This window comes from Achromobacter sp. (assembly GCF_050285585.1).
In the GTDB taxonomy this organism is placed as follows: Bacteria; Pseudomonadota; Gammaproteobacteria; order Burkholderiales; family Burkholderiaceae_B; genus Achromobacter.
The window spans coordinates 200,296-224,330 of record NZ_JBLZXF010000005.1; the positions used below are offsets into that span (position 1 = coordinate 200,296).

At 66.6% G+C, this 24,035-nt stretch carries 20 protein-coding genes; 13 read left to right on the plus strand and 7 right to left on the minus strand.

Features of this window, described 5'->3' with window-relative positions; translation table 11 throughout:
* Positions 1–56: 56 nt before the first annotated feature.
* From ACN6PJ_RS10080 to ACN6PJ_RS10095, 4 genes are all read left to right on the plus strand, one after another.
* Positions 57–1,028, plus strand: a complete 972-nt coding sequence (locus ACN6PJ_RS10080; protein WP_427995720.1) for an ABC transporter permease — start codon at positions 57–59, stop codon at positions 1,026–1,028.
* Positions 1,029–1,197: 169 nt separating this feature from the next.
* Complete coding sequence (locus ACN6PJ_RS10085; protein ID WP_427995721.1) at positions 1,198–2,124, plus strand: ABC transporter permease; 927 nt, start codon at positions 1,198–1,200, stop codon at positions 2,122–2,124.
* Positions 2,125–2,131: 7 nt separating this feature from the next.
* Positions 2,132–3,862: a dipeptide ABC transporter ATP-binding protein gene (locus tag ACN6PJ_RS10090; RefSeq protein WP_427995722.1), complete on the plus strand. Its 1,731-nt coding sequence runs from the start codon at positions 2,132–2,134 to the stop codon at positions 3,860–3,862.
* Between the two features lie 35 nt (positions 3,863–3,897).
* Entirely contained in the window at positions 3,898–5,106 is a 1,209-nt protein-coding gene (locus tag ACN6PJ_RS10095; protein WP_427995723.1) for an amidohydrolase family protein, read from the plus strand.
* 48 nt (positions 5,107–5,154) lie between these two features.
* On the opposite strand, the gene ACN6PJ_RS10100 is transcribed toward ACN6PJ_RS10095, so the two are convergent.
* On the minus strand, positions 5,155–6,075 hold the full coding sequence (locus tag ACN6PJ_RS10100) for a polysaccharide deacetylase family protein (RefSeq protein WP_427995724.1): 921 nt from the start codon (positions 6,073–6,075) through the stop codon (positions 5,155–5,157).
* Between the two features lie 126 nt (positions 6,076–6,201).
* Positions 6,202–7,677, minus strand: coding sequence for a YdgA family protein (locus tag ACN6PJ_RS10105; RefSeq protein WP_427995725.1), 1,476 nt, complete (start codon positions 7,675–7,677; stop codon positions 6,202–6,204).
* Between the two features lie 302 nt (positions 7,678–7,979).
* Here ACN6PJ_RS10105 and ACN6PJ_RS10110 point away from each other — a divergent pair, with 302 nt between their 5' ends.
* The 4 genes from ACN6PJ_RS10110 (at position 7,980) to ACN6PJ_RS10125 (ending at position 12,643) form a co-directional block, all read left to right on the plus strand.
* The gene (locus tag ACN6PJ_RS10110) at positions 7,980–9,545 is read left to right on the plus strand and encodes a DEAD/DEAH box helicase (protein WP_427995726.1); all 1,566 of its coding nucleotides are present in this window, start codon (positions 7,980–7,982) and stop codon (positions 9,543–9,545) included.
* Positions 9,546–9,588: 43 nt separating this feature from the next.
* Positions 9,589–10,218, plus strand: a complete 630-nt coding sequence (locus tag ACN6PJ_RS10115; protein ID WP_427995727.1) for a LysE family translocator — start codon at positions 9,589–9,591, stop codon at positions 10,216–10,218.
* A gap of 109 nt (positions 10,219–10,327) precedes the next feature.
* Positions 10,328–11,935: a peptide chain release factor 3 gene (locus ACN6PJ_RS10120; protein WP_427995728.1), complete on the plus strand. Its 1,608-nt coding sequence runs from the start codon at positions 10,328–10,330 to the stop codon at positions 11,933–11,935.
* A gap of 24 nt (positions 11,936–11,959) precedes the next feature.
* Positions 11,960–12,643, plus strand: coding sequence for a hypothetical protein (locus tag ACN6PJ_RS10125; protein WP_427995729.1), 684 nt, complete (start codon positions 11,960–11,962; stop codon positions 12,641–12,643).
* A gap of 79 nt (positions 12,644–12,722) precedes the next feature.
* Here ACN6PJ_RS10125 and bfr read toward each other — a convergent pair whose 3' ends face one another.
* Together bfr and ACN6PJ_RS10135 are read right to left on the minus strand one after the other, a co-directional pair.
* Positions 12,723–13,199 carry a bacterioferritin gene (gene bfr, locus ACN6PJ_RS10130; protein ID WP_043541340.1) on the minus strand — a complete coding sequence of 159 codons (477 nt, stop codon included), beginning with the start codon at positions 13,197–13,199 and terminating at the stop codon, positions 12,723–12,725.
* Between the two features lie 372 nt (positions 13,200–13,571).
* The gene (locus ACN6PJ_RS10135) at positions 13,572–14,486 is read right to left on the minus strand and encodes a DMT family transporter (RefSeq protein ID WP_427995730.1); all 915 of its coding nucleotides are present in this window, start codon (positions 14,484–14,486) and stop codon (positions 13,572–13,574) included.
* 128 nt (positions 14,487–14,614) lie between these two features.
* On the opposite strand from ACN6PJ_RS10135, the gene ACN6PJ_RS10140 reads away from it, so the two are divergent.
* The gene (locus ACN6PJ_RS10140) at positions 14,615–15,472 is read left to right on the plus strand and encodes a LysR substrate-binding domain-containing protein (RefSeq protein WP_427995731.1); all 858 of its coding nucleotides are present in this window, start codon (positions 14,615–14,617) and stop codon (positions 15,470–15,472) included.
* Between the two features lie 31 nt (positions 15,473–15,503).
* Here the strand turns inward: ACN6PJ_RS10140 and ACN6PJ_RS10145 are convergent, their stop codons facing one another.
* A complete protein-coding gene (locus tag ACN6PJ_RS10145) occupies positions 15,504–15,785 on the minus strand; it encodes a (2Fe-2S)-binding protein (RefSeq protein ID WP_427995732.1) in 282 nt (93 codons plus the stop codon).
* Between the two features lie 121 nt (positions 15,786–15,906).
* A complete protein-coding gene (gene rpoN / locus ACN6PJ_RS10150; RefSeq protein ID WP_427995733.1) occupies positions 15,907–17,352 on the minus strand; it encodes an RNA polymerase factor sigma-54 in 1,446 nt (481 codons plus the stop codon).
* Here rpoN and ACN6PJ_RS10155 point away from each other — a divergent pair.
* From ACN6PJ_RS10155 to leuA, 3 genes are all read left to right on the plus strand, one after another.
* Positions 17,351–17,995, plus strand: a complete 645-nt coding sequence (locus ACN6PJ_RS10155) for a hypothetical protein (protein WP_427995734.1) — start codon at positions 17,351–17,353, stop codon at positions 17,993–17,995. The two genes, rpoN and ACN6PJ_RS10155, sit on opposite strands and share 2 nt — an antisense overlap.
* 182 nt (positions 17,996–18,177) lie before the next feature.
* A complete protein-coding gene (locus ACN6PJ_RS10160; RefSeq protein ID WP_427995735.1) occupies positions 18,178–19,155 on the plus strand; it encodes a tripartite tricarboxylate transporter substrate binding protein in 978 nt (325 codons plus the stop codon).
* A gap of 401 nt (positions 19,156–19,556) precedes the next feature.
* Positions 19,557–21,266, plus strand: coding sequence for a 2-isopropylmalate synthase (leuA, locus tag ACN6PJ_RS10165; protein ID WP_427995736.1), 1,710 nt, complete (start codon positions 19,557–19,559; stop codon positions 21,264–21,266).
* A 75-nt stretch (positions 21,267–21,341) separates the two neighbouring features.
* Here the strand turns inward: leuA and ACN6PJ_RS10170 are convergent, their stop codons facing one another.
* The gene (locus tag ACN6PJ_RS10170; RefSeq protein ID WP_427995737.1) at positions 21,342–22,670 is read right to left on the minus strand and encodes an amidase; all 1,329 of its coding nucleotides are present in this window, start codon (positions 22,668–22,670) and stop codon (positions 21,342–21,344) included.
* A gap of 318 nt (positions 22,671–22,988) precedes the next feature.
* Here ACN6PJ_RS10170 and ACN6PJ_RS10175 point away from each other — a divergent pair, with 318 nt between their 5' ends.
* Positions 22,989–24,020, plus strand: a complete 1,032-nt coding sequence (locus ACN6PJ_RS10175) for a substrate-binding domain-containing protein (protein ID WP_427995738.1) — start codon at positions 22,989–22,991, stop codon at positions 24,018–24,020.
* The last annotated feature ends 15 nt before the right edge of the window (positions 24,021–24,035 follow it).

Consider the following 24,035-nt stretch of genomic DNA (forward strand, 5'->3'; position numbering starts at 1 on the left):
CCCGCCATCCGCGGGGAACGCGGCCCGGCGTCAAATGAACAAGAGGGCTCCCGATAATGCTTTCCTTTATTGCGCAACGACTCATCCAGTCGGTGCTGGTGATGTTGACGGTGGCGCTGATCGCGTTCGCCATGTTCCGCTACGTGGGCGACCCGATCGCCAGCATGGTCGGCCAGGACACGACTCCTGAACAACGCGCGCAACTGCGCGAACAGCTCGGCCTGGACGACCCCTTCGTCGTGCAGTACGCGCATTTCATCGCCGACGCCGTGCGCGGAGACTTCGGCATTTCGTACCGCCACCGCCGTCCCGTCAGCGAGCTGCTCGAAGAGCGCATGCCTGCCACGCTGGAACTGTCCTTCGTTTCCGCGGTGATGGCGCTGGTGCTCGGCATACCGATGGGCATCTACACGGCGCTCAAGCGCCACGGCGTGCTGTCCAAGGCCTTCATGGCGATTTCCCTGGCCGGCATATCGCTGCCCACCTTCCTGATCGGCATACTGCTCATCCTGTTCTTCGGGGTGCAGCTACGCTGGCTGCCCAGCTTCGGCCGCGGCGACGTAGTAAGCCTGGGATGGTGGACGACCGGCTTCCTGACCAAGTCCGGCTGGCTGGCGCTGATCATGCCCGCCATCACGCTGGCGCTGTTCCAGATGACCTTGATCATGCGGCTGGTCCGCGCCGAGATGCTGGAAGTGCTGCGCGCCGATTTCATCAAGTTCGCCCGGGCCCGCGGCCTGCCGGAGCGGTTGATCAATTTCCGCCATGCGCTGAAGAACACGATGGTGCCGGTCATCACGATCACCGGCCTGCAACTGGGCTCCATCATCGCCTTCGCCATCATCACCGAAACCGTGTTCCAGTGGCCGGGCATGGGCCTGCTCTTCATCCAGGCCATCAGCATGGTGGACATTCCCGTGATGGCGGCCTACCTGGTGCTGATCGCCTTCATGTTCGTGGTCATCAACCTGATCGTCGACCTGCTGTATTTCGCCGTGGACCCGCGTCTGCGCGTGCAGAGCAAATGAAAAACCACCCCCACGTCGCGCCTTCGGCTTGCTGCCCCCCAAGGGGGGGCTTTTTACCTTGGGACGGCCCGGCGGGGAAAAAAGCCCCCCGCGCCGCGCCTTCGGCTTGCTGCCCCCCAAGGGGGGGCTTTTTACCTTGGGACGGCCCGGCGGTAAAAAAGGAAATCTCATGATTGCTCGCATCGCTCCCTTCTTCTCCCGCGCGGCCGACAGCGACCTCTGGCACAGCTTCAAGCGGTCGCCCGGCGCCATCATCGCCGCGGTCGTCACGCTCGCCATCCTGCTGGGCGCGCTGTTCGCGCCTATCGTCGCCCCGCACAATCCCTTCGACCTGGCGTCGCTCAGCATCATGGACGCCAATACCCCGCCGTCCTGGGAAGAGGGCGGCAGCCCCGACTTCCTGCTGGGCACCGACGACCAGGGCCGCGACATTCTGTCGGCCGTGCTGTATGGCTCGCGCGTATCCTTGCTGGTGGGCTTCGCCTCCGTGCTGTTCTCCATGGTGCTGGGCGTGACCCTGGGCCTCATCAGCGGCTACGCGGGCGGCCGCGTGGACAGCTTCATCATGCGCATCGCGGACGTGCAGCTGTCGTTTCCCGCCATCCTGGTGGCGCTGCTGATCGACGGCGTGGCGCGCGGCCTGCTGCCGCGCGACATGCACGACAAGCTGGCGCTTTACGTTCTCATCTTCGCCATCGGCATCTCGGGGTGGGTGCAGTACGCGCGCACCGTGCGCGGCTCCACGCTGGTCGAACGCAACAAGGAATACGTGCAGGCGGCCCGCCTCATCGGCATCGGCCCCATCACCATCCTGCGCCGGCACATCCTGCCCAACGTGATGGGCCCGGTGCTGGTCATCGCCACCATCCACCTGGCGATCGCGATCATCACCGAAGCCACGCTCTCTTTCCTGGGCGTGGGCGTGCCGCCCACCGCGCCGTCGCTGGGAACGCTGATCCGCATCGGCAACAGCTATCTCTTCTCCGGCATGTGGTGGATCTCCATCTTCCCCGGCATCGCGCTGGTGGCGCTGGTGCTGTCGGTCAACCTGCTGGGCGACTGGCTGCGCGACGCGCTCAACCCCAAGCTGCGCTGAGGATGCCATGGCCCTGTTGAACATCGAAGACATCCGTATCGAATTTCCCAGCCGCCGCGGCACGCTGGTGGCGGTGGACGGCGTATCGCTGTCCCTGGAAAAAGGCGAAATCCTGGGCGTGGTCGGCGAATCCGGCGCGGGCAAGTCCACCATCGGCAACGCGGTGATCGGGCTGCTGGAAGCGCCCGGCCGCCTGGCCGGCGGCGCGGTGCTGCTGAACGGCGAACGCATCGACACCCTGAACCCGGCGCAGAAGCGCCGCGTGCGCGGCCGCCGCATCGGCATGATCTTCCAGGATCCGCTGACCTCGCTCGATCCGCTGCAGACGGTGGAAAGCCAGCTGGTAGAGACCATGCAGGTGCACCTGAACCTGTCTCACGCGCAAGCGCAGAAGCGCGCCGTTCAGCTGCTGACGCAGGTCGGCATCGACAAGCCGGAACTGCGCGTCAAGCAGTACCCGCACCAGTTCTCCGGCGGCATGCGGCAACGCGTGGTGATCGCGCTGGCGTTGTGCTGCGAACCCGAGGTCATCATCGCCGACGAACCCACCACCGCGCTGGACGTCTCGATCCAGGCGCAGATCCTGGACCTGCTGAAGAAGCTGTGCCGCGAAGAGCAGGTGGGCATGATCATCATCACGCACGACATGGGCGTGATCGCCGACGTGACGGACCGCGTGGCGGTGCTGTACCACGGCAAGCTGGTCGAGCAGGGGCCCACCGCCAAGATCCTGGGCGACCCCGACCATCCCTACACGCGCAGCCTCATTTCGGCCGTGCCCCGCCCCGACATCAAGCTCAAGCGCTTTCCGCTCGTAACCTACATCGAGGACGTGAAGACGCCGGCCCAGCCGCTGGATCTCGCCACTCACTGGCTGGGGCAGCGGCGCGACTTCGGCACGCGCACGGACGGCCCGCTGGTGCAGGTGCGCGACCTGAGCATGCGCTTCGTCCTGAAGAGCGCGCTGCTCAAGCGCAACCAGCGCACGCTGGACGCGGTCAAGCGCGTCAACTTCTCGATCGGCGAAGGCGAGGTCTTCGGCCTGGTGGGCGAATCCGGTTCCGGCAAATCCACCGTGGCGCGGCTGATCTCGGGCCTCTACACCCCCAGCGAAGGCTCGGTCAACTTCGGCGGCGTCGATCTCACCGCGCTCAAGGGCGAGAAGCAGCTGAACCCGTTCCGGCGGCAGATCCAGATGATCTTCCAGGACCCGTTCTCCTCGCTCAACCCGCGCATGCGCGTGCTGGACATCGTGGCCGAGCCCATCCGCTTCCATAAGCTGGCCACCAGCGAGGCCGAGGCGCGCCGCATCGTGGCGGACCTGCTCGACGTGGTGGGCCTGGGCGACCGCGCGGCCGAGCGTTTCCCCCACGAATTCTCGGGCGGCCAGCGCCAGCGCATCTGCATCGCGCGGGCCCTGGCCACGCGCCCCCGCTTCCTGATCTGCGACGAGCCCACGTCCGCGCTGGACGTCTCGATCCAGGCGCAGATCCTGAATCTGCTGAAAGACCTGCAGGAGGAGCTCGGGCTGACCATGCTGTTCATCAGCCACGACCTGCCCGTCATCCGCCAGATGTGCGACCGCGTAGGCGTGATGCGCTACGGCGAGTTGCTCGAGGTCGCGGAAACGGAAGATCTGTTCGAACGTCCCCAGCATCCCTACAGCCAACACCTGCTTGGCCTGATGCCCCGCCTGCAATCCATGTCCCGCGAAGGGCTGGACGTGGTGGCGGGGTAGGCCCCCCTGGCGCCAGGCACCATCCGGAGCGAAACATGACGGCAACACGACAGACCCTTTTCATCGGCGGCCAGGTTTTCGACGGAAAGGGCGGGCTATTGCCCGGGCACGGCGTGCTGGTCGAGGGCCAGCGCGTGGCGCGGGTGGCCCCGGCCGGCGAATTCTCCGGCTACGCCGGCGCAACGGTGCGCACCGAGGGCATGACCCTGATGCCCAGCCTGGCGGACTGCCACGTCCACCTGGTCTACACCGGCGGCGCGGATCCCAACGCGCAGCTGAGCAAGCAGGGCCCGGCGCAGATCACGCTGACGGCGCTTGAGAACGCGCAGGCCAGCCTGCGCGGCGGCGTCACCGCGGTGCGCGACTGCGGCGGCAAGGACTACCTGGAATTCGGCGTGCGCGACGCGATCGCGCGCGGCGTGTTCCCCGGGCCGACCATCCGGGCGTCGGGCCGCATCATCTGCATGACGGGCGGCCACGGCAACCGCATCGGCCGCGTCGCGGACGGCTGCGAGGACGTCATCAAGGCCGTGCGCGAGCAGGTCCACGCCGGTTGCGACCTGGTGAAGATCATGGCCACGGGCGGCGTCATGACGCCGGGGGTCAGCCCCATGGACGCGCACTACAGCGCGGAGGAAATGAAAGCGGGCGTGCACGAAGCCAAGCGCTTCCGCAAGAGCACGGCCAGCCACGCGCAGGGCACGCTGGGCATTCTGAACGCGGTGCGCGCCGGCATCGACTCGATCGAGCATGGCATCTTCATGGACGACGACTGCCTGCGCGAAATGCTGGAGGCCGAAACCTACCTGGTGCCCACCATCGCGGCGGTGCGCAACATCATCGCCAACGCCGACAACGGCATCCCCGCCTATGCGGTGGAGAAGGCGCGCGCGGTGGAACAACGCCACCGCGAATCGTTCCAGATGTACTACAAGGCGGGCGGACGCATCGCCATGGGCACCGATGCCGGAACGCCCTTCAACCTGCATGGCGAAAACGCCATGGAGCTGGCCTACATGGTGGAGTTCGGCATGACGCCCGTGGACGCGCTGATCGCGGGCACGTCGCGCGGCCACGACCTGATGGGGCTGGACCGCCACGGCGTCATCGCCGACGGCAACATGGCCGATCTGCTGCTGGTGCGGGGCGACCCCACCGAGGATATTCTCAAGGCCGCCGACAAGCGCTTCCACGTCGCGGTGCTGCGCCAAGGAGAGCTGGCGGCCGGCGCCTTGCCCGCCTGAGCGTGCGCGGCGCGGCTCGTTCCGCGCGAACCCGGCTGCCCGGCGGCGCTAAGGCAGCAAGCCGGCGTCCCGCAGCAGCGGCTCTTCATACGCGGCATCTTCCGCGGGATAGCGCAGGCCCGCAACGCCGAGCGCCTTCGCATGCGCCCAAATCACGCTCTCTCCGGCGGGAAGCGTGCCGGGCGCTTGCGCATACAACGGATCCTGAAACGCGCTGCCTGCCGACGCGATGTTCCACCCATGCGCCGTCAGCGCCTCGATCACGTCAGGCAGCGCCGCGGCGTTGATCTGATTGGTATGGAGCAGCATCACGTGGACCGGGCTTCTGCCCAGGACTTCGCGCGCCAGGCCATCGTAGTATTGCGCGCGGTCCAGCAGATGGCGGAGATAGGCCTGCTTCAGGCGCGCGGCCTTGCCGGCGTCGCCCGCCTTGAGGTGCGCCGCATAGACGATGTTGTAGTACCAGTCGCTGGCGTCGATGGATACCGGCGCGCTTCTGTAGTTATTCCTGGCCATCCAGTCGCGCATGCCATCGCGCTTGGCCGGGGTATCGCCTTCCTTCAGGTAGGGAAACCTGAGCATCGGCACAAAACCGGCCAGGTTCTTGGCCGCCGCGTCCGCCGCCTGCACGTCGGCGATGAACCAGTCCAGCGATACCTTCGGATCGGCAAGGCTGCGATGGCTGGCCGTGTGGTTGCCGATCAGGTGCCCCGCCCGGGCCCACGCGGCCGCCAGCGCCATCCCGCCGGCGCCCTCCATCCGCGCCAGCGAAGGAAACAGGGCCGCCTTGATGCCATGGTCGCGCAAGGCCTCCAGCATTTGCGCATTCCATTGGACGGCCTCGGGCTGCTTGCCCGGGTTGAAGCCGTCGTCGAAGGTCAATGCGAGCGTTCTTGCGGAACACCAGGATGTCCACAGCGCAAGAACCAGGACGGCGAATGGGCGGAAGGGAAGGAACCGGAAAGCCATGTCGGGGATGACGCGCGATGTTGCCGGGGAAGGGGCGATCGGACGCCGCCACCCGTGCACCGGTTAAAAAAAAAAGCCGCCGCGCCCTGAGGCTGCGGCGGCAGTCGTTGCGGCGGCGGCCGGCGCTTAGCGCGCGCCGCCCATGGCCCCGCTCAGGACCATCATCAGGAACTGCTCAACCGGCATCTTCTTGCCGTTGAAATCCACCTGGCCGTCGGCGTAGTTCAGGTAGGTCACGATGTTGTCGTTCTCCACCTTGGCCAGGCCCATCGCCGTAGCCATGGTGCCCACCATCTCGGCCTGGCCCTTGGCGGTCTGCACGGCCTGTTCAGCCGGCACGCCGCGCACCTGAGGTTCGATGGCCATCAGGTCGCCCAGGTTGCCCTTGGAGAGCACCAGCTTGGCGTTCAGCTTGCGGATGACTTCCTTCACCGTATCGGCGAACTCGCCGTCCATCGAGGCCGGCTTGGTCAGGTCCAGGTCCAGGTTGAACGTCGAGGTGCCGTTGGCGGTGCGCACTTCCAGCGGCGATACCGACAGCGTCGGGTTGCCGGCCAGCAGCAGTTCGACATTGGTCTTGAGCGCCTGCTTCTCTTCGTCCGTGAATTCCGGGGCCTGCTCTTCGACCTTGCTCTGCAGCATGCGGCGCGAGGCGGCCTCGTAGACATCGTTCAGGGCCTTGAACGCCTTCGCGTCCAGGCTCTTCGCGTCGACGACCAGCTTCAGGCCGGCCATGTCCTTGTCCTGGATGTTGATCATGCCGAAATCGACGGCCATCTTGGCGCCCATGGTCGTATCGGCTTCCGTCATGTCGACGGCGATGACCGTATCCTTCAACTGGACGGGCGGCTTCTCCTTGGAGGTGATCGTCCAGTTCTTCAGGCCCAGCTTCTGGCTGCCCACGTACATGTCGTTCTTGGCAGGCGTCATGTCGCTGGTCAGGCTCAGGCCCTGCATGGCCATGCCGACGATGTCGTTATCTTCGGACGCCGGACTCTTCATCACCAGGCTGTCGGCCAGCAGCGAGACCGTGCCGCGCTTGCTGCCGGTGGCGTAGGTGACGTCGCCCTTCATGCCGGAGAACGCCAGGCTGGTGTCGTCCTTGGCGAACTCCACGGGAGCCATATCGAAATTGCCCGAGACGTTCTTCGCGTAGCTGACGCTATATGCGCCCGACAGGGGAACCGTGCCCTTGGTCGCGGCAAACCATTCCTTCACGGTGGGCGTCTCTTCCAGCTGGAAGCGGCTGGCCACCATGGCCGGCGCGAAGGAACCCGACTTCAGTTTCGACAGCGGGAAGGGGCCGTGGTCCAGGTATTCGACGAACTGGAAGGCGTGTTCCTGGGCCGGCTTGCCTTCGGCGGCCGGCTCGGTCAACTTCACGCGATAGCGCTCGGTGGAAGAAAATACGCCGCGCTCGAACGACATCAGCTCGACCACGGCGGTCACGCCCCATTGCTCGCCGAACTTCTGGAGCTCGGCATTGGCCTGGTCGATCGACTGCTTGACGAAGGCCTCGGCCTTCTGGCCCGTGTACCAGGCCGTGCCGGTCCAGACCGCGCCCAGCGCGACGACGACGCCCACTACTGCCGATTTCTTCATAGCGATCCTTTATTCTTCAAATGGATGAAAGCGGACGGATTATAGGGAGTGATGCTTAGGGAAAACACTTATTTGGTGCAAAGGCACTGCAATTTGTTACCTGGTGATACCTAACGCCGGGCTTGCGCCGGTGTTGCGGCGCCACATCAGCTACAATCCCTGCGTGTGTTTTGCCAATCTGCACACGTCCGCTAGGCCCTTCGCTGCCAAGCTTCGCCCATCAGGGCGCTTCCCTTTCTCCTTGTTCGTCCGCCTGGATTGGAGTCTCTCAACTTGAGCGACGGGCTGCCGTTGGAGTTGTCTTGACTACCTCTTCCCCTTTCGCCGACCTCGGGCTGGCCGATTCCCTGTTGCGTGCCATCGCCGACACCGGCTACACCGCGCCCACCCCCATTCAGGCCCAGGCCATTCCCCAGGTCCTGAAAGGCGGTGATCTGCTCGCCGCCGCCCAGACCGGCACTGGCAAAACCGCCGGCTTCACGCTGCCCATTCTGCACCTGCTGATGCAGAAAAAGCCCGAGCAAAGAAAGCCCGGGCGCCCGCGCTGCCTGATCCTGACCCCGACGCGCGAACTGACCGCGCAGGTCGCGGAATCGGTGCAGACCTACGGCAAGTACACCTCGCTGACGTCCATGGTGATGTTCGGCGGCGTCAACATCAACCCCCAGATTTCCGCGCTGCGCAAGCCGCTGGACATCCTGGTCGCGACCCCCGGCCGCCTGCTGGACCACTGCGGCCAGAAGACGATCGACCTGTCCGGCGTCGAGATCCTGGTGCTGGACGAAGCCGACCGCATGCTGGACATGGGCTTCATCCGCGACATCCGCAAGATCCTTGCGCTGCTGCCCAGGCAGCGCCAGAACCTGCTGTTCTCGGCCACCTTCTCCGACGATATCCGCACCCTGGCGCGCGGCGTGCTGAACAATCCCGGCGAGGTGTCCGTCACCCCGCGCAACACCGCCACCGAGCTCGTCACCCAGACGGTGCACATGGTAGAGCAGCACCACAAGCGCGATCTCCTCAGCCACATCATCCGGGAAAGCGGCTGGCACCAGGTGCTGGTGTTCACGCGCACCAAGCACGGCGCCAACCGTCTGGCCGAAAAGCTGGTCAAGGACGGCCTGACCGCCGCCGCCATCCACGGCAACAAGAGCCAATCGGCGCGCACCCGCGCGCTGGCCGGCTTCAAGGACAGCTCCGTGGCGGTGCTGGTCGCGACCGACATCGCCGCCCGCGGCCTGGACATCGACCAACTGCCCCAGGTGGTGAACTTCGAACTGCCCAATGTGCCCGAGGATTACGTGCACCGCATCGGCCGCACGGGCCGCGCGGGCGCCACCGGCGCCGCGGTTTCGCTGGTCGACAACAGCGAAATCAAGCTGCTCAAGGACATCGAGCGCCTGATCAAGAAGACCATCGAGCGCAAGCCCGTGGAAGGCTGGACGCCGCCCGCCACCAGCGCCGCGGCATTCGAGCGCCAGGAGCGCGAAGAAGACAACCGCAGCCCGCGCGGCGGCAACCGCAACGGCCGCGGCGGCAACGCCAATGCCGGCCGTTCGCGCCCGGCTGAGGGGCGCCCGGCACAGGGCCAGCCCCGCGCCGCGGCCGGCGGCCGTGCGCAGGCCCCGGCCCGTTCCGGCGAAGGCCGCGCCAGCCATGGCCCGCGCGACGGCAGGCCCGCCGACCGCCCGGCCCACGCCGGCCGCAACGAGAGCCGGCCCCAGCAGAACCATCGCCATCCGGAAGGCGCCGCCCGCCCCGCCGGCAATGCCGGCTCCGGGCGCCCGGCTCAGGGGCGCCCGGCACAGGGGCGCCCGGCTCAGGGGCGCCCGGCCGGCGGCCCGCGCGCGGCGCTGTTGAGCAAGTAATATCCACCGGCAACCCCAGAACCGCGACCCACGGACCCGCACCATGCCCTTATCCACCTGGTTGACGTTTTTCCTGGCCTCCTGGGCCATTTCGTTCTCGCCTGGCGCGGGAGCGATTTCGGCCATGTCTTCCGGGCTGAAGTACGGGTTCTCGCGCGGCTACTGGAACACGGCCGGCCTGATCATGGGTATCCTGTTCCAGTTCGTCGTCGTGGCCGTGGGCCTGGGCGCCGTGCTGGCCACCTCGGAAATGGCCTTCAATGTGGTCAAGTACCTTGGCGTGGCCTACCTGATCTACCTGGGCGTACGCCAGATCCGCACGGACGCGGCCCCGGTCACGGTCGATTCCGGCGATCCCAAGCGCGCGTCGATCCGCGAGCTGGTGCTGCGCGGCTTCCTGATCAACACCATGAATCCCAAGGGCACGGTGTTCCTGCTGGCCGTGGTGCCGCAGTTCGTGGACACCGCGCTGCCGCTGACCCCGCAATACGCGGCACTGGCGGGCACGCTGGCGTTCACCGACCTGGTGGCCATGGGCGTCTACACGCTGCTGGCGGCGCGCGTGCTGCGCATGCTGCGCGACGCGAAACACATCCGCTGGATGAACCGGACCTTCGGTTCCCTGTTCATCCTGGCGGGCGTGTTCCTGGCGTCGTTCCGCCGCCATTCCTGAACCCCATGCGCGGGGCATGCGCCGGCGACGGCGCATGCCCCGCGCGCTTTCGTGCCCGATACCGGACCACGCCGGGCGAAGAAACGGCGTTAAGTAAAATCCTCCGATCATGAACATCACCCAAGAAGTTGCGCGGCGCCGTACGTTCGCCATCATTTCCCACCCGGACGCGGGCAAGACCACGCTGACCGAAAAACTGCTGCTGTTCGCAGGCGCGATCCAGATCGCCGGCAGCGTCAAGGCTCGCAAGGCATCGCGCCACGCATCGTCCGACTGGATGGAGATCGAGAAGCAGCGCGGCATTTCCGTGGCGTCCTCCGTGATGCAGATGGAATACCGCGATTGCGTCATCAATCTGCTGGATACCCCGGGCCACCAGGACTTCTCCGAAGATACCTACCGCGTGCTGACCGCAGTGGACGCCGCCCTGATGGTGATCGACGCCGCCAACGGCGTGGAGCCGCAGACCATCCGCCTGCTGCAGGTCTGCCGCGCGCGCAACACGCCCATCATTACGTTCATCAACAAGATGGACCGCGAAGTGCGCGAGCCCCTGGACCTGCTGTCCGAAATCGAAGGCCACCTGGGCATGGACGCGGTGCCGTTCTCTTGGCCGGTCGGAATGGGCAAGGCGTTCGGCGGCGTGTTCGACATCCGCCGCGATCGCATGCGCGTGTTCCGCCCCGGGCAGGAGCGCCGCTCGGACAGCGACGATTTCATCGAAGGCCTGGCCAACCCCGAAATCGCCCGGCGCTTCGGCGCAGCGTTCGAACAGGCCAGCAGCGAGATCGAGCTCATCAATGAAGCCGCGCCCGCCTTCGACCGCGAACAGTTCCTGGCCGGCAAGCAGACCCCCGTGTTCTTCGGCTCCGCCATCAACAACTTCGGCGTGCAGGAAGTCCTGGACGCGCTGGTGGAACAGGCTCCGCGCCCCGGCCCGCGCGTGGCGCTGCAGCGCGAGGTGCAGCCCGAAGAGCCGAAGTTCACCGGCGTGGTGTTCAAGGTGCAGGCCAACATGGACCCGGCGCACCGCGACCGCGTCGCTTTCGTGCGCGTCAGCTCCGGCCGCTTCGAGCGCGGCATGCGCCTGAAGGTCGCCCGCACCAACAAGGAAATGCGCCCCAACAACGTGGTGTCGTTCCTGTCGCAGCGCCGCGAGCTGCTGGACGAGGCCTATGCGGGCGACGTGATCGGCATCCCCAACCACGGCGTGCTGCAACTGGGCGACGTGCTGACCGAAGGCGAGACGCTGCAATTCACGGGCCTGCCGTTCTTCGCCCCCGAGCTGTTCCAGGCGGTGGAAGTCAAGGACCCGCTGCGCACGAAGCAGCTGCGCACGGGCCTGACCCAGCTGGGCGAGGAGGGGGCCATCCAGGTCTTCCGCCCCGAGGCCGCCGGCGGTTCCCTGCTGCTCGGCGCGGTCGGCCAGCTGCAGTTCGAAGTGGTCGCGCACCGTCTGAAGACGGAGTATGGCGTGGACGCCCGGATGCTGCCTTCCCGCTACACAATGGCACGTTGGATTACGTCTGAAAACCCCAAGGCGCTGCGCAAGTTCATGGATGCCAATGCAGCCCATATCGCCTATGATGTTGTGGATGCGGCGGCGTTTTTGATCGGTTCTCCCGCGCAATTGCGCGTTGCTGAAGAACTGTATCCCGATGTGAAATTCCACGCCATGCGGGAGCACGGCGGCAAGGTTTTCGGAGACAAAGCGTAGACCCGTTGGGGTTCCGCACGGCAGATGAGGGTAGCAATGTCTTGGCGTTTCTTATTCGCAACGCTCCTGGTCGCGCTTGGCGCGTCCGCCTGGGGCGGCATTCAACTGGGTGACTGGCTGGTGGCGCATGCGCCAACCGCCGCGCCCGCTCCCGGCCAGGACACGGCGGCTTCACAGCAGCCCGTCCTGGACGCCAACGGCCGCCCCTACGTGGCGCAGCCTCCCCAGCCCCGCATCGACGGCACGCTGGGCGTGCCCGACAAGCCGGCCGACCGGGAATGGCAGGTCAACACCGTATCCCTGTTCGACAGCGTGAGCGACCCCTCCGTGAAGATCTCTCGCGAACGCATCAGCCCGGAGCAGGCCCGCGAGATCGCCGCGGCCTCGCACGTGCCGCTGCCCTCGGGCCCGTCGGACGTCAGCACGCTGGACTTGCAGGCCCCCGGCACTTCGGCCGCGGTCAACGGCGGCCAGGCCCAGGCCGGCGGCTATGGCACGCCGCAGATGGTGCAGGCGCCCCCGCCGCCCCCGAACACCGCGCAGGCGCCCGGCGCGCTGGGCTGGCAGGACGCGCTCAAGCGTGAACTCGCGCACTGCGCCACGCAGGGCTTCTTCGAGCGGCCGTCCTGCTCCTGGGCGGCCCGGAACAAGTATTGCGGCCCCAATCGCGCCTGGGGCACCATGGCCGAATGCCCGGCCCGGCCGTAGGCGCCCGACCGCCAGGCCGACTGCTCGCCCCATAAAAAATGGCGCCCCGCGGGGCGCCATTCTCATTGCCGCGCGGCAATCATTCCGGCACGGACATCTGGCTTTGCAGATAATTCTGGAGGCCGACCTTGTCGATCAGCTCGATCTGCGTTTCCAGGTAGTCGATGTGCTCTTCGGTGTCGTCCAGGATGTCCTGGAACAGATCACGCGACACGTAATCCCGGACCGATTCACAGTGCGCGATCGCTTCCTTGACGGTGGCCTGGGCGCCTTGTTCGAGCTTCAGGTCGCAGGCCAGCAGTTCCGGCACGTCTTCGCCGATCAGCAGCTTGTGCAGATCCTGCAGGTTGGGCAGGCCGTCCAGCATGAAGATGCGTTCGATCAGGCGATCGGCATGCTTCATTTCGCCAATGGATTCTTCGTACTCGTGCTTGCCCAGCTTGTCGAAGCCCCAATGGTTCAACATGCGCGCATGCAGGAAGTACTGGTTGATGGCCGTCAGCTCGTTGGTCAGTTGCTTGTTCAGAAACTGGATGACGGTTTTGTCGCCTTTCATGATGGACTCCTTGCAGTCAGGCGCGACGCGAGTGCATCGCGACAAAGGAGCGCACGATGCCGCGCGTACGCAACCCCGGCAGACTACCATCTGGCGCGGGCCCGCGCCTAGCCTTGCGCGGCATTTGGTAAACCGCTTTAGGACCGCTAGAAGGAAGCGATAGGCTAATGAGAATGAGTATGCGTGCGCGATGCCTTGCCTGCGCAAGACAGCATCCATGCGACTTATCCGCATGCGGATCTGCCGAATCCGTCACTCAATGCCGTGACGCCGGACGGGGAGCCGGCCCCTTGTCTCGCCGAACGGAAGGAAGAACCGCGCGGAGCCGCTCGTTGCATATCGGCAACCCCGCCGCAGCCCGCGCCCATGCGTTCAGGGGCTGCGCCGCGTCGCAAGCCAGATGCCGAACGCGATGGGCACGATGCCAAGCAGGTCCAGCCACGACACCGGCTCGCTCAACACCAGCCACCCGAACAGCAGCCCCAGCGGCGGCATCAGGAAATGCAGCGCGCTTGCCGACGTGGCGCTGGCCCGCCCCAGGATCATGAACCACAGGTAGTAGCCGCCCATCGACACGGCGACGATCATGTAGGCCATGCTCCAGAACAGGCTGGCCGTCATGCGCGCATCGCCGATGCTCTCGTTCGCCAGCGCGAAGGGCAGCAACGCCGCCGCGCCGGCCAGCGACTGTATGCCCGTCGAGGTCCACAGGCCCGAGGCCGGCTTCAGGCGCTTGTAGAGCAGCGTGCCCGCCACCAGCGCCACCAGGCCTCCGGTGACGAGCATCGTGCCATGCAGGTCTTCCTGCATGCCGGACAAGCGTGAACGCAGCACCAAGGCCACGCCCGCCAATCCCAGGCACAGGCCGGCCAGCTTGCGCCACCCCAACCGCTCGCCCAGCACGGGGCCCGCCAGTACGCCGATGAGCAACGGATTGGTGCTGATCAACACGGCCGTGAACGCCGACGAAACGGTGGTCATGCCCGACCAGCTCAGACCCAGGTACAGGCTGTTGTTCAGCACGCCCAGGAGCGCCAGCGCCGCCAGGTCCCGCCCCGCGGGCAGCTTCCAGCGGCCGCTCGCCGCCGCCAGGCCCAGCATCAGCGCGCCGGCGACCAGGAAACGGATGGTCAGCAAGGTCAGGGGCGGGCAGTCCCGCACCGCGATCTTCGCCGCCGCGAACGCCGAGCTCCAGAGCAGGCAGAACGCCGCGATCGGGACCCAGCTGATGCCGGGCGCAGCGCCAGCGGGCAGGGCGCCGGAGGACAGGGTGGAGGAGGCCTTCATGAGGGATCCAGGAGGATGCGTGAGCCGCAAGCACGGCGGATGAAGCGATTCTGCGCGGGCTCGGATCCATTGACAAACTCTTTATTCGGATCGACAGTATTTGAAAATCAAATGCTTTAGGGGGCCCGATGCTCGATCTGGATCTTCTCCATAGTTTCGTATCGGTGGTGGATGCCGGCGGCTTCACGGCAGCCGGCGAACGGGTCCACCGCAGCCAGTCCACCGTCAGCCAGCAGATCCGCAAACTGGAAGCGTCGCTGGACTGCGCGCTGTTCATCCGCGAGGGCCGCCAGGTCTTGCTGACCGAGGACGGCGAGCGCTTGCTGGGCTACGCCCGGCGGATGCTGGCGCTGTCGACGGAGGTGCGGGAAGCGGTCAGCGGACGCAAGCGCGTAGACGTGATACGGCTGGGCATCCCGGACGATTTCGCCGCGGACACCCTGACCGCGGTGGTATCGCAGTTCGCCCTGTCCCGCCCGGACGTGCGGCTGTCGGTGCGCTGCGACCTGACCGCCTCGCTCGCGCGCGGCCTTGAGCGGGGCGACCTGGACGTTGCGCTCATCAAGCGGGAACCAGGCGGCGGCGGCGCGCTGGCGACCTGGCGCGAAAATCTGCACTGGATCAGCAGCCCCTCTCTGGATCTGGCCGGCGCCGAACCCGTGCCGTTGGTGGCCTTTCCCCAAGGCTGCATTTACCGCAACCGGGCGATCCACGCCCTCGAAGCCGCCGGCCGGCACTGGCGCATTGCGTACGAAAGCCCGAATCTGCTGGGTCTGCAGGCGGCGTTGGCGGGAGGATTGGGGGTGGCGCTGCTGGAACGGCGGTGCATCGGCTCGGGCCACCGGATCGTCGATGCGGCGCTGCCCGCGGTGCCGCCGACCGAGCTCGCGCTATGCGTGGTCGAGCCGGTGCGCGAACCGGTGCGCCGGCTGGCGATGACTATCCGGGATTTTTGCGAGAAGGAAACGACTCGGCTCGCCGCGTGACAGGCAGCGAGCCGGCAGGGGGGCCAATCGCTCAGGCCGTGGCGACGAGCGGAATCGGGAAGCTGCTGTTGGCAGCAGGCGCGCCCGATTCGACCAGGGTGGCCGGCGGATTGACCGGAACGGCAATTGAGCGCACGTCGCACACGCTGGAGCAGCGGCCGCCCGGCAGGTATTCGGCGGCGGTCGCCGCGCAGCAGCCGCAGCACGTGGCCACGCCCAGCTCGAACTGCAGGTCGGAAAGCGTCGTCGCGCCACCGTCCACGCTGGCGCGGACTTGGCGTTCGGTGATGGCATTACATACGCAAATGTACATGAGAATAATTATCGAAAATTATTCAATAACTGGCAAGCCCTTGTGTCAAATAAATTTGCAACCGGAATGTCACGCAAGTCCTTGAAATAAGGGACGAATTTGAATCCGTCCGTCCCTTATTTCAACGGGCGCCAGCCTGCGCCTTGCGCAGTGCCGCCGGGGCGATACGCAGCGCTTCGCGGTACTTTGCCACCGTCCGGCGGGCGATGACTATCCCCTGATCGGCCAGTTTTTGGGTGATCTGGCTGTCGGACAGGGGCTTGGCGCGGTTCTCCTCCGCCACCATTTGCCGGATGAAAGTCTGCACCGCCGTGGCGGAAGTCGCGTCCCCGCCTTCCGTCGACACGCCCGTGCCGAAGAAGCGCTTGAGCTCCAGCGTGCCGAACGGAGTGAGCATGTACTTCTGCGTTGTAGCGCGCGAAATCGTGGATTCGTGCAAGCCCAGCTCGCCTGCTATGTCCTTCAGGATGAGCGGCCGCATGGCGGCGGGCCCCTGGCTGAAGAAGGCGGTCTGATGCTCCACGATGGCCTGGGCCACTCTCAGGATGGTGTCGAAACGCTGCTCCACGTTGCGGATCATCCATCGGGCCTGCTGCAGTTGCGATTGCAGGCCCGCGTGCGCGGACTCCTTCTGGTTGCCCAGCATCTGGGCATACAACCCGTTGATCTGCAGCCTGGGCACGGCCGCGCTGTTCAGCGTGGCCTGCCAGCCGCGCCGGGTCTTGCGCACGATGACGTCGGGCACCGCGTAGTCGGCAGCGGGCACGGTCCAGGCGCGCCCGGGCCGGGGCTCCAGCCGCAGGATCAGGGCGTGGGCCGCCCGGAAGGTGGGCTCGTCGCAGCCCACCGCGGCGCACAGCTTCGCGGTGTTGCCGGTGGCCAACAGGGCCAGGTGCTCGGCGCAGATCCGGCGCGCACAGGCCAGCACGGCGCCGTCTGCCGCCTCGGGCAGGCGCGCCAGGTCGGGGTTGCGCAGTTGCAACAGCAGGCACTCCGCCATGTCGCGGGCGCCGATGCCGGCCGGATCGAACGACTGCAGCAGCGAAAGGGCCGCCTTCAGTTCGTCCAGGTCCGGCTCCATTTCGGGCGGCAGCCACCCCAGGATTTCTTCTAGCGGCGATCCGAGGTAGCCGTTCTCGTCGAGTTCGTCGATCAACAGCCCCGCCAGCGCAACGTCGCGGGGCTCCGCCCGCGTCAGCACCAGTTGGCCCAACAGATGTTCGCGCAGCGTGTCCGGCCGGGCCGCTTCGGGCAGGAAGGAGTCTTCGTCCGGATAGACGCCGCCGGACCCGGGCATTTCCTCGGCCGGCGTCTCGCGCTCGACCGGAGGCTCGTCGTCCTGCACGGAGGATTCGCGCTCGGAATCGGCCTGCGTTTCGGTCGACTGCGGTTCGTCGTCCCGTTCGAGCAATGGGTTCTCGGCAAGCACCTGCGAAATCTCGGCTTCGAGTTCGAGCGTGGACAACTGCAACAATCGGATCGATTGCTGCAACTGTGGCGTCAGCGTCAGATGCTGACCAGGTCGCAGTTCTAAAATTGGACGGGTCATAGGTACAATATTTTGCATGATGAATCTGACTTCGCCCGCAAGCGTCCGCCAGGACTGCCGCCTGATCGGCCAGACCCTGCTCAAACTGGCGCTTCCCCGACTCATTGTGCGTGCGATCGTCATCGCCGTCGCCCTTGTGATCTGGTACCTGGTTGCCCGCTGGATACTGGATTTCGGCCGCACCATGAACTACGACTTCCTGCATTCCCTGGGCCAGCCCACCGTGGACATGGTGCAGAAGGTCAATCCGTATCTCTGGTGGGCCGTCGCCGCCATCTGGTCCCTGATCGTGTTCTTCACCGTCCGCGCCTGGCTGGCCGCCAGCCTGGCCTCGGGCAGCGCCACGCCGGTGGGCACGGACGTGCTGGCCGACCTGGCCCCGAACCTGTCGGAAGCGTCCCTGGGCGTGCTGCGCTGGACCTGGGGCGACCGGCAAGAACCCTTCACGGTGGGCGACCTGCGCCGTTCCCTGTCTGAAATCCGCCACAACCGCATCGGCAAGATCGCGATGGTGGCCGACCAGGCGCGGATCCTGGAAGGGGCCGACAGCCAACCCGGCCGCGATCCCCGCGACGACGGGCGCCGCAGCCCCGAGATTGCCGTCCGCGGCGAAACCCGCGGCGACCACTACATCGAACCGCGCATCGGCCCGGCCCGCTAGGCCCGCCCGGCTCCCATCGCAGGCCGCCCCCGGGGCGGCCTGTTCGTTTCAGTCCCCTGCCAGCCAGCGTCCCTATACTGGCAGCTCCAGGCTCGCACAACCGCCGGCCGCGCAGCAGGCACGACAACTCTACCGGCAACCGGAACAGCCGGATGCGCAGCCAGCCCCCTGGAGTCGCATTCATGTCCCGTACCCCCGTCCGCTATGCCGCCGGCCTGCTGCTGGCCTGCTCGGCCGCATTCGCCGCCACCCCCGCCCTGGCGGCCTGGCCTGACAAACCCATCACCTTCGTCGCCCCATTCACCGCGGGCGGCGCCAACGACCTGGTCGCCAGGATCATCGCGAAGGCGGTGGGCTCGGCCCTGAACCAGCCCGTCATCGTCGAAAACCGCCCCGGAGCCGGCGGCATCGTGGGCGCCGCGCATGTCGCGCGCAGCGCCGCGGACGGCTACACCTATCTGGTCGGCAGCAACGGCACCGTCACGAACAGCCTGATCCGCTCGGACCAGCCCTACAAGGACGAAGCGCTCACCCCCGTGGCGCTGCTGTCGATCACGCCGTCCGTCATCGTGGCCAATCCCTCCAATCCGGCCAAGGACCTGAAGGACTTCGTCGCGCGCGCCAGGCAGTCCAAGACGGACCGCATCACGTTCTCCACCGCCGGCAACGGCAGCACGCCGCATTTCGTGGCCGAGATGATGAAAGAGGCCACGGGCCTGCCGATCGAACCCATCGCCTACAAGAGCGGCTCGGAAGGCGTGACCGCCGTGATCGGCAATCAGGTCGACGCCACGTCCGAGGCCAGCATCGTGACCCTGCCGCTGATCCAGAGCGGCAAGCTGAAGGCGCTCGCCACCACTTGGGACAAGCGCATGGCGAGCGCGCCGGACATCCCCACCACCTCGGAAGCCGGCTTTCCCTCGATCCGCATCGGCCACTGGGCCGGTCTGTTCGCGCCGACGGGTACGCCCGCCGACGTTCTGGACAAGATGAATGCCGCGGTCGATGCCTCCCTGCAAACGCGGGAAGTGCAGGACGCGTTGCGCCAAAGCAGCATCGAACCCGGCGGCGGTTCGCGCGCCAGCTTCGCCGAATTCGCCGCTAGCGAACGTGAGCGTCTCGGCAAAGTCGTGAAAAGCGGACACATGCAGACGCAGTAGGCAGGGCGCCGGAAATGGCGGCGGGGCGTTCCGCCCCCCGTTTTTTTGAACGTTTCCATTTGCACTCCTCCGAAAAGTATGGTTGACTAGCAACCTATGGCCGCTTACCGCACCCCCCTCGCGATTGCCACCGGACGCTCCGCCGCTCCGGTTGCCGGCCTGCGCGCTCGCATCTCCTCCATCGCGCTATCGCTATACCTACCGATCGGTTGCCGGGCCTAGTGTCCCCGTGGTAGCTCGGCAGCCACGCTTGCCACACGCGATTTTTCCCTTTTATCTCTGAATCCTGCCGGTCGATTTCGACACACTCCGGCAACCCCCGGCACAAGACCGCCATCCGGTCGCGATGCCGCCGAGAGCAGTACTCCCGGGATTCAAAAGAAACCGATCGAGGTGTAGTCATGATGCTTGCCAACCCCGCCGCCAAATACGTCCCCTTCGTACCGTTTGCCCGCGACTTCTCCGAACGCACCTGGCCCAGCCGCCGCATCACCCAAGCGCCGATCTGGATGAGCACGGACCTGCGCGACGGCAACCAGTCCCTGATCGAGCCGATGAGCGTCGAGCGCAAACTCCGCTTCTTCGAACAGCTGGTGAAGATCGGCTTCAAGGAAATCGAAGTCGGCTTCCCGTCCGCCTCGCAGACCGACTTCGACTTCGTCCGCAAGCTCATCGACGAAAAGCGCATCCCCGACGACGTCACCATCATCGTGCTGACGCAGTCGCGCGAAGACCTGATCAGCCGCACGGTCGAATCCGCCGCGGGCGCCAAGCAGGCCATCGTCCACTTGTACAACGCCTGCGCGCCGGCGTTCCGCAAGGTCGTGTTCAACATGAGCAAGGACGAAATCAAGAACATCGCCACGACCGGCACCCGCCTCGTGAAGCAGTACATGGCCCAGCATCCGGAAACCCAGTGGCGCTACCAGTACTCGCCCGAGGTCTTCAGCACGACCGAGCCCGAATTCGCGCTGGAAGTCTCCAACGCCGTGGCCGACGTATGGCAGCCCACGCCGGAATGCAAGATGGTGCTGAACCTGCCCGCCACGATCGAGGCCACCACCCCGAACATGTACGCGGACCAGATCGAATGGATGCACAAGAACCTGGCGCGCCGCGACAGCATCGTGCTCAGCGTGCACCCGCATAACGACCGCGGCACCGCCGTGGCCGCCGCCGAGTTCGCCGTCATGGCGGGCGCCGACCGCATCGAAGGCTGCCTCTTCGGCAGCGGCGAACGCACCGGCAACGTCGATCTCGTCACGCTGGCGCTGAATCTCTACACGCAAGGCGTGCACCCCGGCCTGGACTTCTCGGACATCGACGAAGTGCGCCGCTGCGCCGAATACTGCAACCAGTTGCCCGTGCACCCGCGCCATCCCTACGCCGGCGACCTGGTCTTCACCGCGTTCTCGGGCTCGCACCAGGACGCCATCAAGAAGGGCTTCGCGCAGCAGAAGGCCGATGCCGTCTGGGAAGTGCCGTATCTCCCGATCGACCCCGCCGATCTCGGCCGCAGCTACGACGCCGTGATCCGCGTGAACAGCCAGTCGGGCAAGGGCGGCGTGTCGTACCTGCTCGAACAGGAACATGGCCTGGTGTTGCCGCGCCGCCTGCAGATCGAATTCAGCCGCGCCATCCAGCGCGTTACCGATGAGACCGGCCGCGAAGTCACCGCCGACGACGTGCACACGATCTTCAATCGCGAATACCTCGAACAGAAGGCCCCGTGGAAGCTCGTGCGCCATCGCATCGACGGCAATCCGGCCGCCGGCGAAGGGCAGCATTTCAGCATCGAGGCCGAACTTGAATACAACGGCGAACGCCGCATCGTGACCGGCAAGGGCGACGGCGCGATCTCCGCCTTCGTGGCCGCGCTGGACGTGCCCGTGCGCATCATGGACTACCACGAGCATGCCATCGGCACCGGCACCGACACCCGCGCCGCGTCCTATGTGGAACTGCGCGTGGGCGATTCGAGCACGGGCTTCGGCGTGGGCATCGACCGCGACATCGTGACCGCCTCGTTCCAGGCGGTCCTGAGCGCCGTCAACCGCCACGCCAATGCGAACGCCGTGGCCACCGAGCAAGAAACTGCCGAGACCGCGTGATCCGCGTCCCGGCATGAAAAAAGCCCGCCTTATCCGGCGGGCTTTTTGTTTGGCGCGGAGCTTGCCGCCGCGCCATCACCCCCTGGGCCACATGTCGGACGCGCCGATATCCGGAGCGTGGGCGGCCAGCAGGCGTTGGTGGACCCAGGCGGCGACGGCCAGGGTGAAGTGATCGCTGTGGCGCCGGCCCACCAGCTGCAGCCCGACCGGCAGGCCCTGCGGGCCGGTTGCGAACGGCAGATTCAGGCAGGGCACGCCGAACAGCGTCCAGGCGCGGGAAAACTGGGGGTCGCCGGTGCCCAGGTCCGCGAAAGGGGCCTCGCCGGCCACGCTGGGCGCCAGCAGCACGTCGTACTTGTCGAACCACGCGTCCACGCGCGCGCGGGACTCCGCCGCGCGGTCCAGGTTCTTCAGGTGTTCTTCCGCCGTGATGCGCGCGCCCGCGTCCAGGATCGCCTGGATCTTGGAGCTGAGCTGCGCCGCGTGCTCCAGGCGCTCATAGGCCAGCGACTGCGAGGCCTCGAACGCCATGATGTCCGAGTGCAGCTGCACCAGCACGCAGTGCTCCGGCGGCAGGGGCACTTCTTCCACGACGGCGCCGGCCCGCGACAGGATGGCCGCCGCCTGCGCGAACGCCTCCTTGGTTTCCGCCTGCGCGTGGCGCCACTGGAGGCTGCGGTACATGCCGATGCGCGGCTTGCCGTCGTAGGCCAGCTCGAGCATGCGGGGATCCCGCATCAGGACCGAGGCGAAGAGCGCCACGTCCGGCACCGAACGCGCGAAGCCGCCGACCGTATCCAGCGATTCCGCCAGGTTCTTGACCCCCGCGCGGGGGATGCCGCCGAACGTGGGCTTGAAGCCCACGATGCCGCAGTAGGACGCGGGGCGGATGATGGAACCCGCGGTTTGCGAACCCAGCGCGAACGGAACCATGTCATCGGCCACCGCGGCGGCCGAGCCACTGGACGAGCCGCCCGGCGTGTAGGCCTCGTTGCGCGGATTGCGCGTGGGGCCCGCCAGGTAGGTGGCGAATTCGGTAGTGACGGTCTTGCCGATGACGACCGCCCCCGCCCCGCGGCACAGCGCCACGGAGGCGGCGTCCAGGCCCGGGCGGTGGCGTTCGTAGATGGGAGAACCGTAGCGGGTGGGCAGGTCGACGGTGTCGAACAGGTCCTTCACGCCGATGGGCAGGCCATGCAACGGACCTTGCAGGGCGCCGCGGTCGAGTTCTTGCGCGCGATCCAGCGCGGCCTGCTTTTGCAGCGCGGTCCAGGCATGCACGGTGTTCTCGCGCTGCTCGATGCGCGCGAAACAGGCACGCACCAGCTGTTCCGCCGTTAATTCACGCCGTTGCAGCTTGCGCGCGGCTTCCAGCGCGCCAAGTCTGTTCAAGGCTGTAGACATGGTCCTTTCCTCTTTACCGGCGCCGCGCATCACGCGCGGCGGCTGAACTACGCACCCGGTCCCCTTGACCGAGGGCCTGCCCGATTCCGCGGGGCAGAGACCTGCCATGCGTTCTGGACGGACCGACTTCAACCATTGTTCACTCCGCGTCAATTGGGAAAAACACGGAACACGCCTTGTTTTCCCTGGGTAAACCCCGCGTCGCGCCTTGGCTTTGTTGTTGCGTTCCCCCAGCATAGCGCAAACGCGTGCAACACAAAGGTCATATTTGTCTTGTATGATGAAATCGTTTTCACGGATCCGGCAGCTATACCCGCCATGGCCTCGCGCTCGTCGCCCCGCTTTTCCATTATCGAAGTGGCTCGCAAGGCCGGGGTCTCGCCGGCAACGGTATCGCGCGCGTTCAATCAGCCGGACATCGTGCACCCCGACACCCTCGCGCATATCCGCAATGTGGCCAAGCGCGCCGGCTTCCGGCCCAACCGCGTGGGCCGCAGCCTGCGTTCGGGCAGCACGCGCACCCTCGGGCTGATCCTGCCTACGCTGTCCAACCCGGTCTTCGCCGAATGCTTCGAAGGCGCGGAACGCCGCGCGCGCGAATCCGGTTACAGCGTTATGCTCACGGCCACGGGCTACGACCCGGCAGTGGAGTCGGCCGCGGTCCAGGGCCTGATGGACCACCAGGTCGACGGCTTGATCCTGACCGTCGCCGACGTGGCCCGAAGCGCCACGCTGGACGATCTGGACAGCGCCGGCATTCCTTACGTGCTGGTCTACAACGAATCGGCCGCCCATCCCTATGCATCGGTGGACAATCGCGCCGCGGCGAGCGACATGGTGGCCCATCTGGCCGCGCTCGGCCACAGGCGCATTGCGCTCGTGACCGGCCCGCTGACGGCATCCGACCGCGCGCGCCGCCGCCTGGTGGGCGCCCGCGCCTGCGCCAAGCGGCTCGGCCTGGAAACCATCCAGCACATTTCCATGAGTTCGCACACCGGCAGCGACGCCGACGTGCTGAAGGCCGCGCTGCGCGGCAAGCAGGCGCCGACCGCGCTGTTCTGCTCGAACGATCTGCTAGCCACCGCCGTGATCGCCGACCTGGTCGCCCTGGGGCTCTCGGTGCCGGCCGACATTTCCGTGTGCGGGTTCGACGGCATGCGCTTCGGCGCCTTGCTGACGCCGCCGCTGACCACCGTGGCCCAGCCCAGCGACGGCATCGGCGAAGCCGCCTGCTCGAACCTGCTGGCGCAGATCCACGGCCATCCGCCCCAATCGGACCGCCTGCCGCATTGCATCGTCGTCGGCGGCACCGCTGCGCCGGTCCGCCGCAAGGCCTCCAGCGCCGCCTAGCGGCCAGCGGAGCAT

Excerpts from the sequence above, each read along its gene's own strand:
- ACN6PJ_RS10115 (WP_427995727.1), top strand. The coding sequence starts at position 9,589 with ATGCCCTTATCCACCTGGTTGACGTTTTTCCTGGCCTCCTGGGCCATT.
- leuA (WP_427995736.1), top strand. The coding sequence starts at position 19,557 with ATGATGCTTGCCAACCCCGCCGCCAAATACGTCCCCTTCGTACCGTTT.
- ACN6PJ_RS10155 (WP_427995734.1), top strand. The coding sequence starts at position 17,351 with ATGATGAATCTGACTTCGCCCGCAAGCGTCCGCCAGGACTGCCGCCTG.
- ACN6PJ_RS10140 (WP_427995731.1), top strand. The coding sequence starts at position 14,615 with ATGCTCGATCTGGATCTTCTCCATAGTTTCGTATCGGTGGTGGATGCC.
- ACN6PJ_RS10105 (WP_427995725.1), bottom strand. The coding sequence starts at position 7,677 with ATGAAGAAATCGGCAGTAGTGGGCGTCGTCGTCGCGCTGGGCGCGGTC.
- ACN6PJ_RS10170 (WP_427995737.1), bottom strand. The coding sequence starts at position 22,670 with ATGTCTACAGCCTTGAACAGACTTGGCGCGCTGGAAGCCGCGCGCAAG.
- ACN6PJ_RS10120 (WP_427995728.1), top strand. The coding sequence starts at position 10,328 with ATGAACATCACCCAAGAAGTTGCGCGGCGCCGTACGTTCGCCATCATT.
- rpoN (WP_427995733.1), bottom strand. The coding sequence starts at position 17,352 with ATGCAAAATATTGTACCTATGACCCGTCCAATTTTAGAACTGCGACCT.
- ACN6PJ_RS10160 (WP_427995735.1), top strand. The coding sequence starts at position 18,178 with ATGTCCCGTACCCCCGTCCGCTATGCCGCCGGCCTGCTGCTGGCCTGC.
- ACN6PJ_RS10175 (WP_427995738.1), top strand. The coding sequence starts at position 22,989 with ATGGCCTCGCGCTCGTCGCCCCGCTTTTCCATTATCGAAGTGGCTCGC.
- ACN6PJ_RS10145 (WP_427995732.1), bottom strand. The coding sequence starts at position 15,785 with ATGTACATTTGCGTATGTAATGCCATCACCGAACGCCAAGTCCGCGCC.
- ACN6PJ_RS10090 (WP_427995722.1), top strand. The coding sequence starts at position 2,132 with ATGGCCCTGTTGAACATCGAAGACATCCGTATCGAATTTCCCAGCCGC.
- ACN6PJ_RS10085 (WP_427995721.1), top strand. The coding sequence starts at position 1,198 with ATGATTGCTCGCATCGCTCCCTTCTTCTCCCGCGCGGCCGACAGCGAC.
- ACN6PJ_RS10080 (WP_427995720.1), top strand. The coding sequence starts at position 57 with ATGCTTTCCTTTATTGCGCAACGACTCATCCAGTCGGTGCTGGTGATG.
- ACN6PJ_RS10100 (WP_427995724.1), bottom strand. The coding sequence starts at position 6,075 with ATGGCTTTCCGGTTCCTTCCCTTCCGCCCATTCGCCGTCCTGGTTCTT.
- ACN6PJ_RS10125 (WP_427995729.1), top strand. The coding sequence starts at position 11,960 with ATGAGGGTAGCAATGTCTTGGCGTTTCTTATTCGCAACGCTCCTGGTC.
- ACN6PJ_RS10095 (WP_427995723.1), top strand. The coding sequence starts at position 3,898 with ATGACGGCAACACGACAGACCCTTTTCATCGGCGGCCAGGTTTTCGAC.
- ACN6PJ_RS10135 (WP_427995730.1), bottom strand. The coding sequence starts at position 14,486 with ATGAAGGCCTCCTCCACCCTGTCCTCCGGCGCCCTGCCCGCTGGCGCT.
- bfr (WP_043541340.1), bottom strand. The coding sequence starts at position 13,199 with ATGAAAGGCGACAAAACCGTCATCCAGTTTCTGAACAAGCAACTGACC.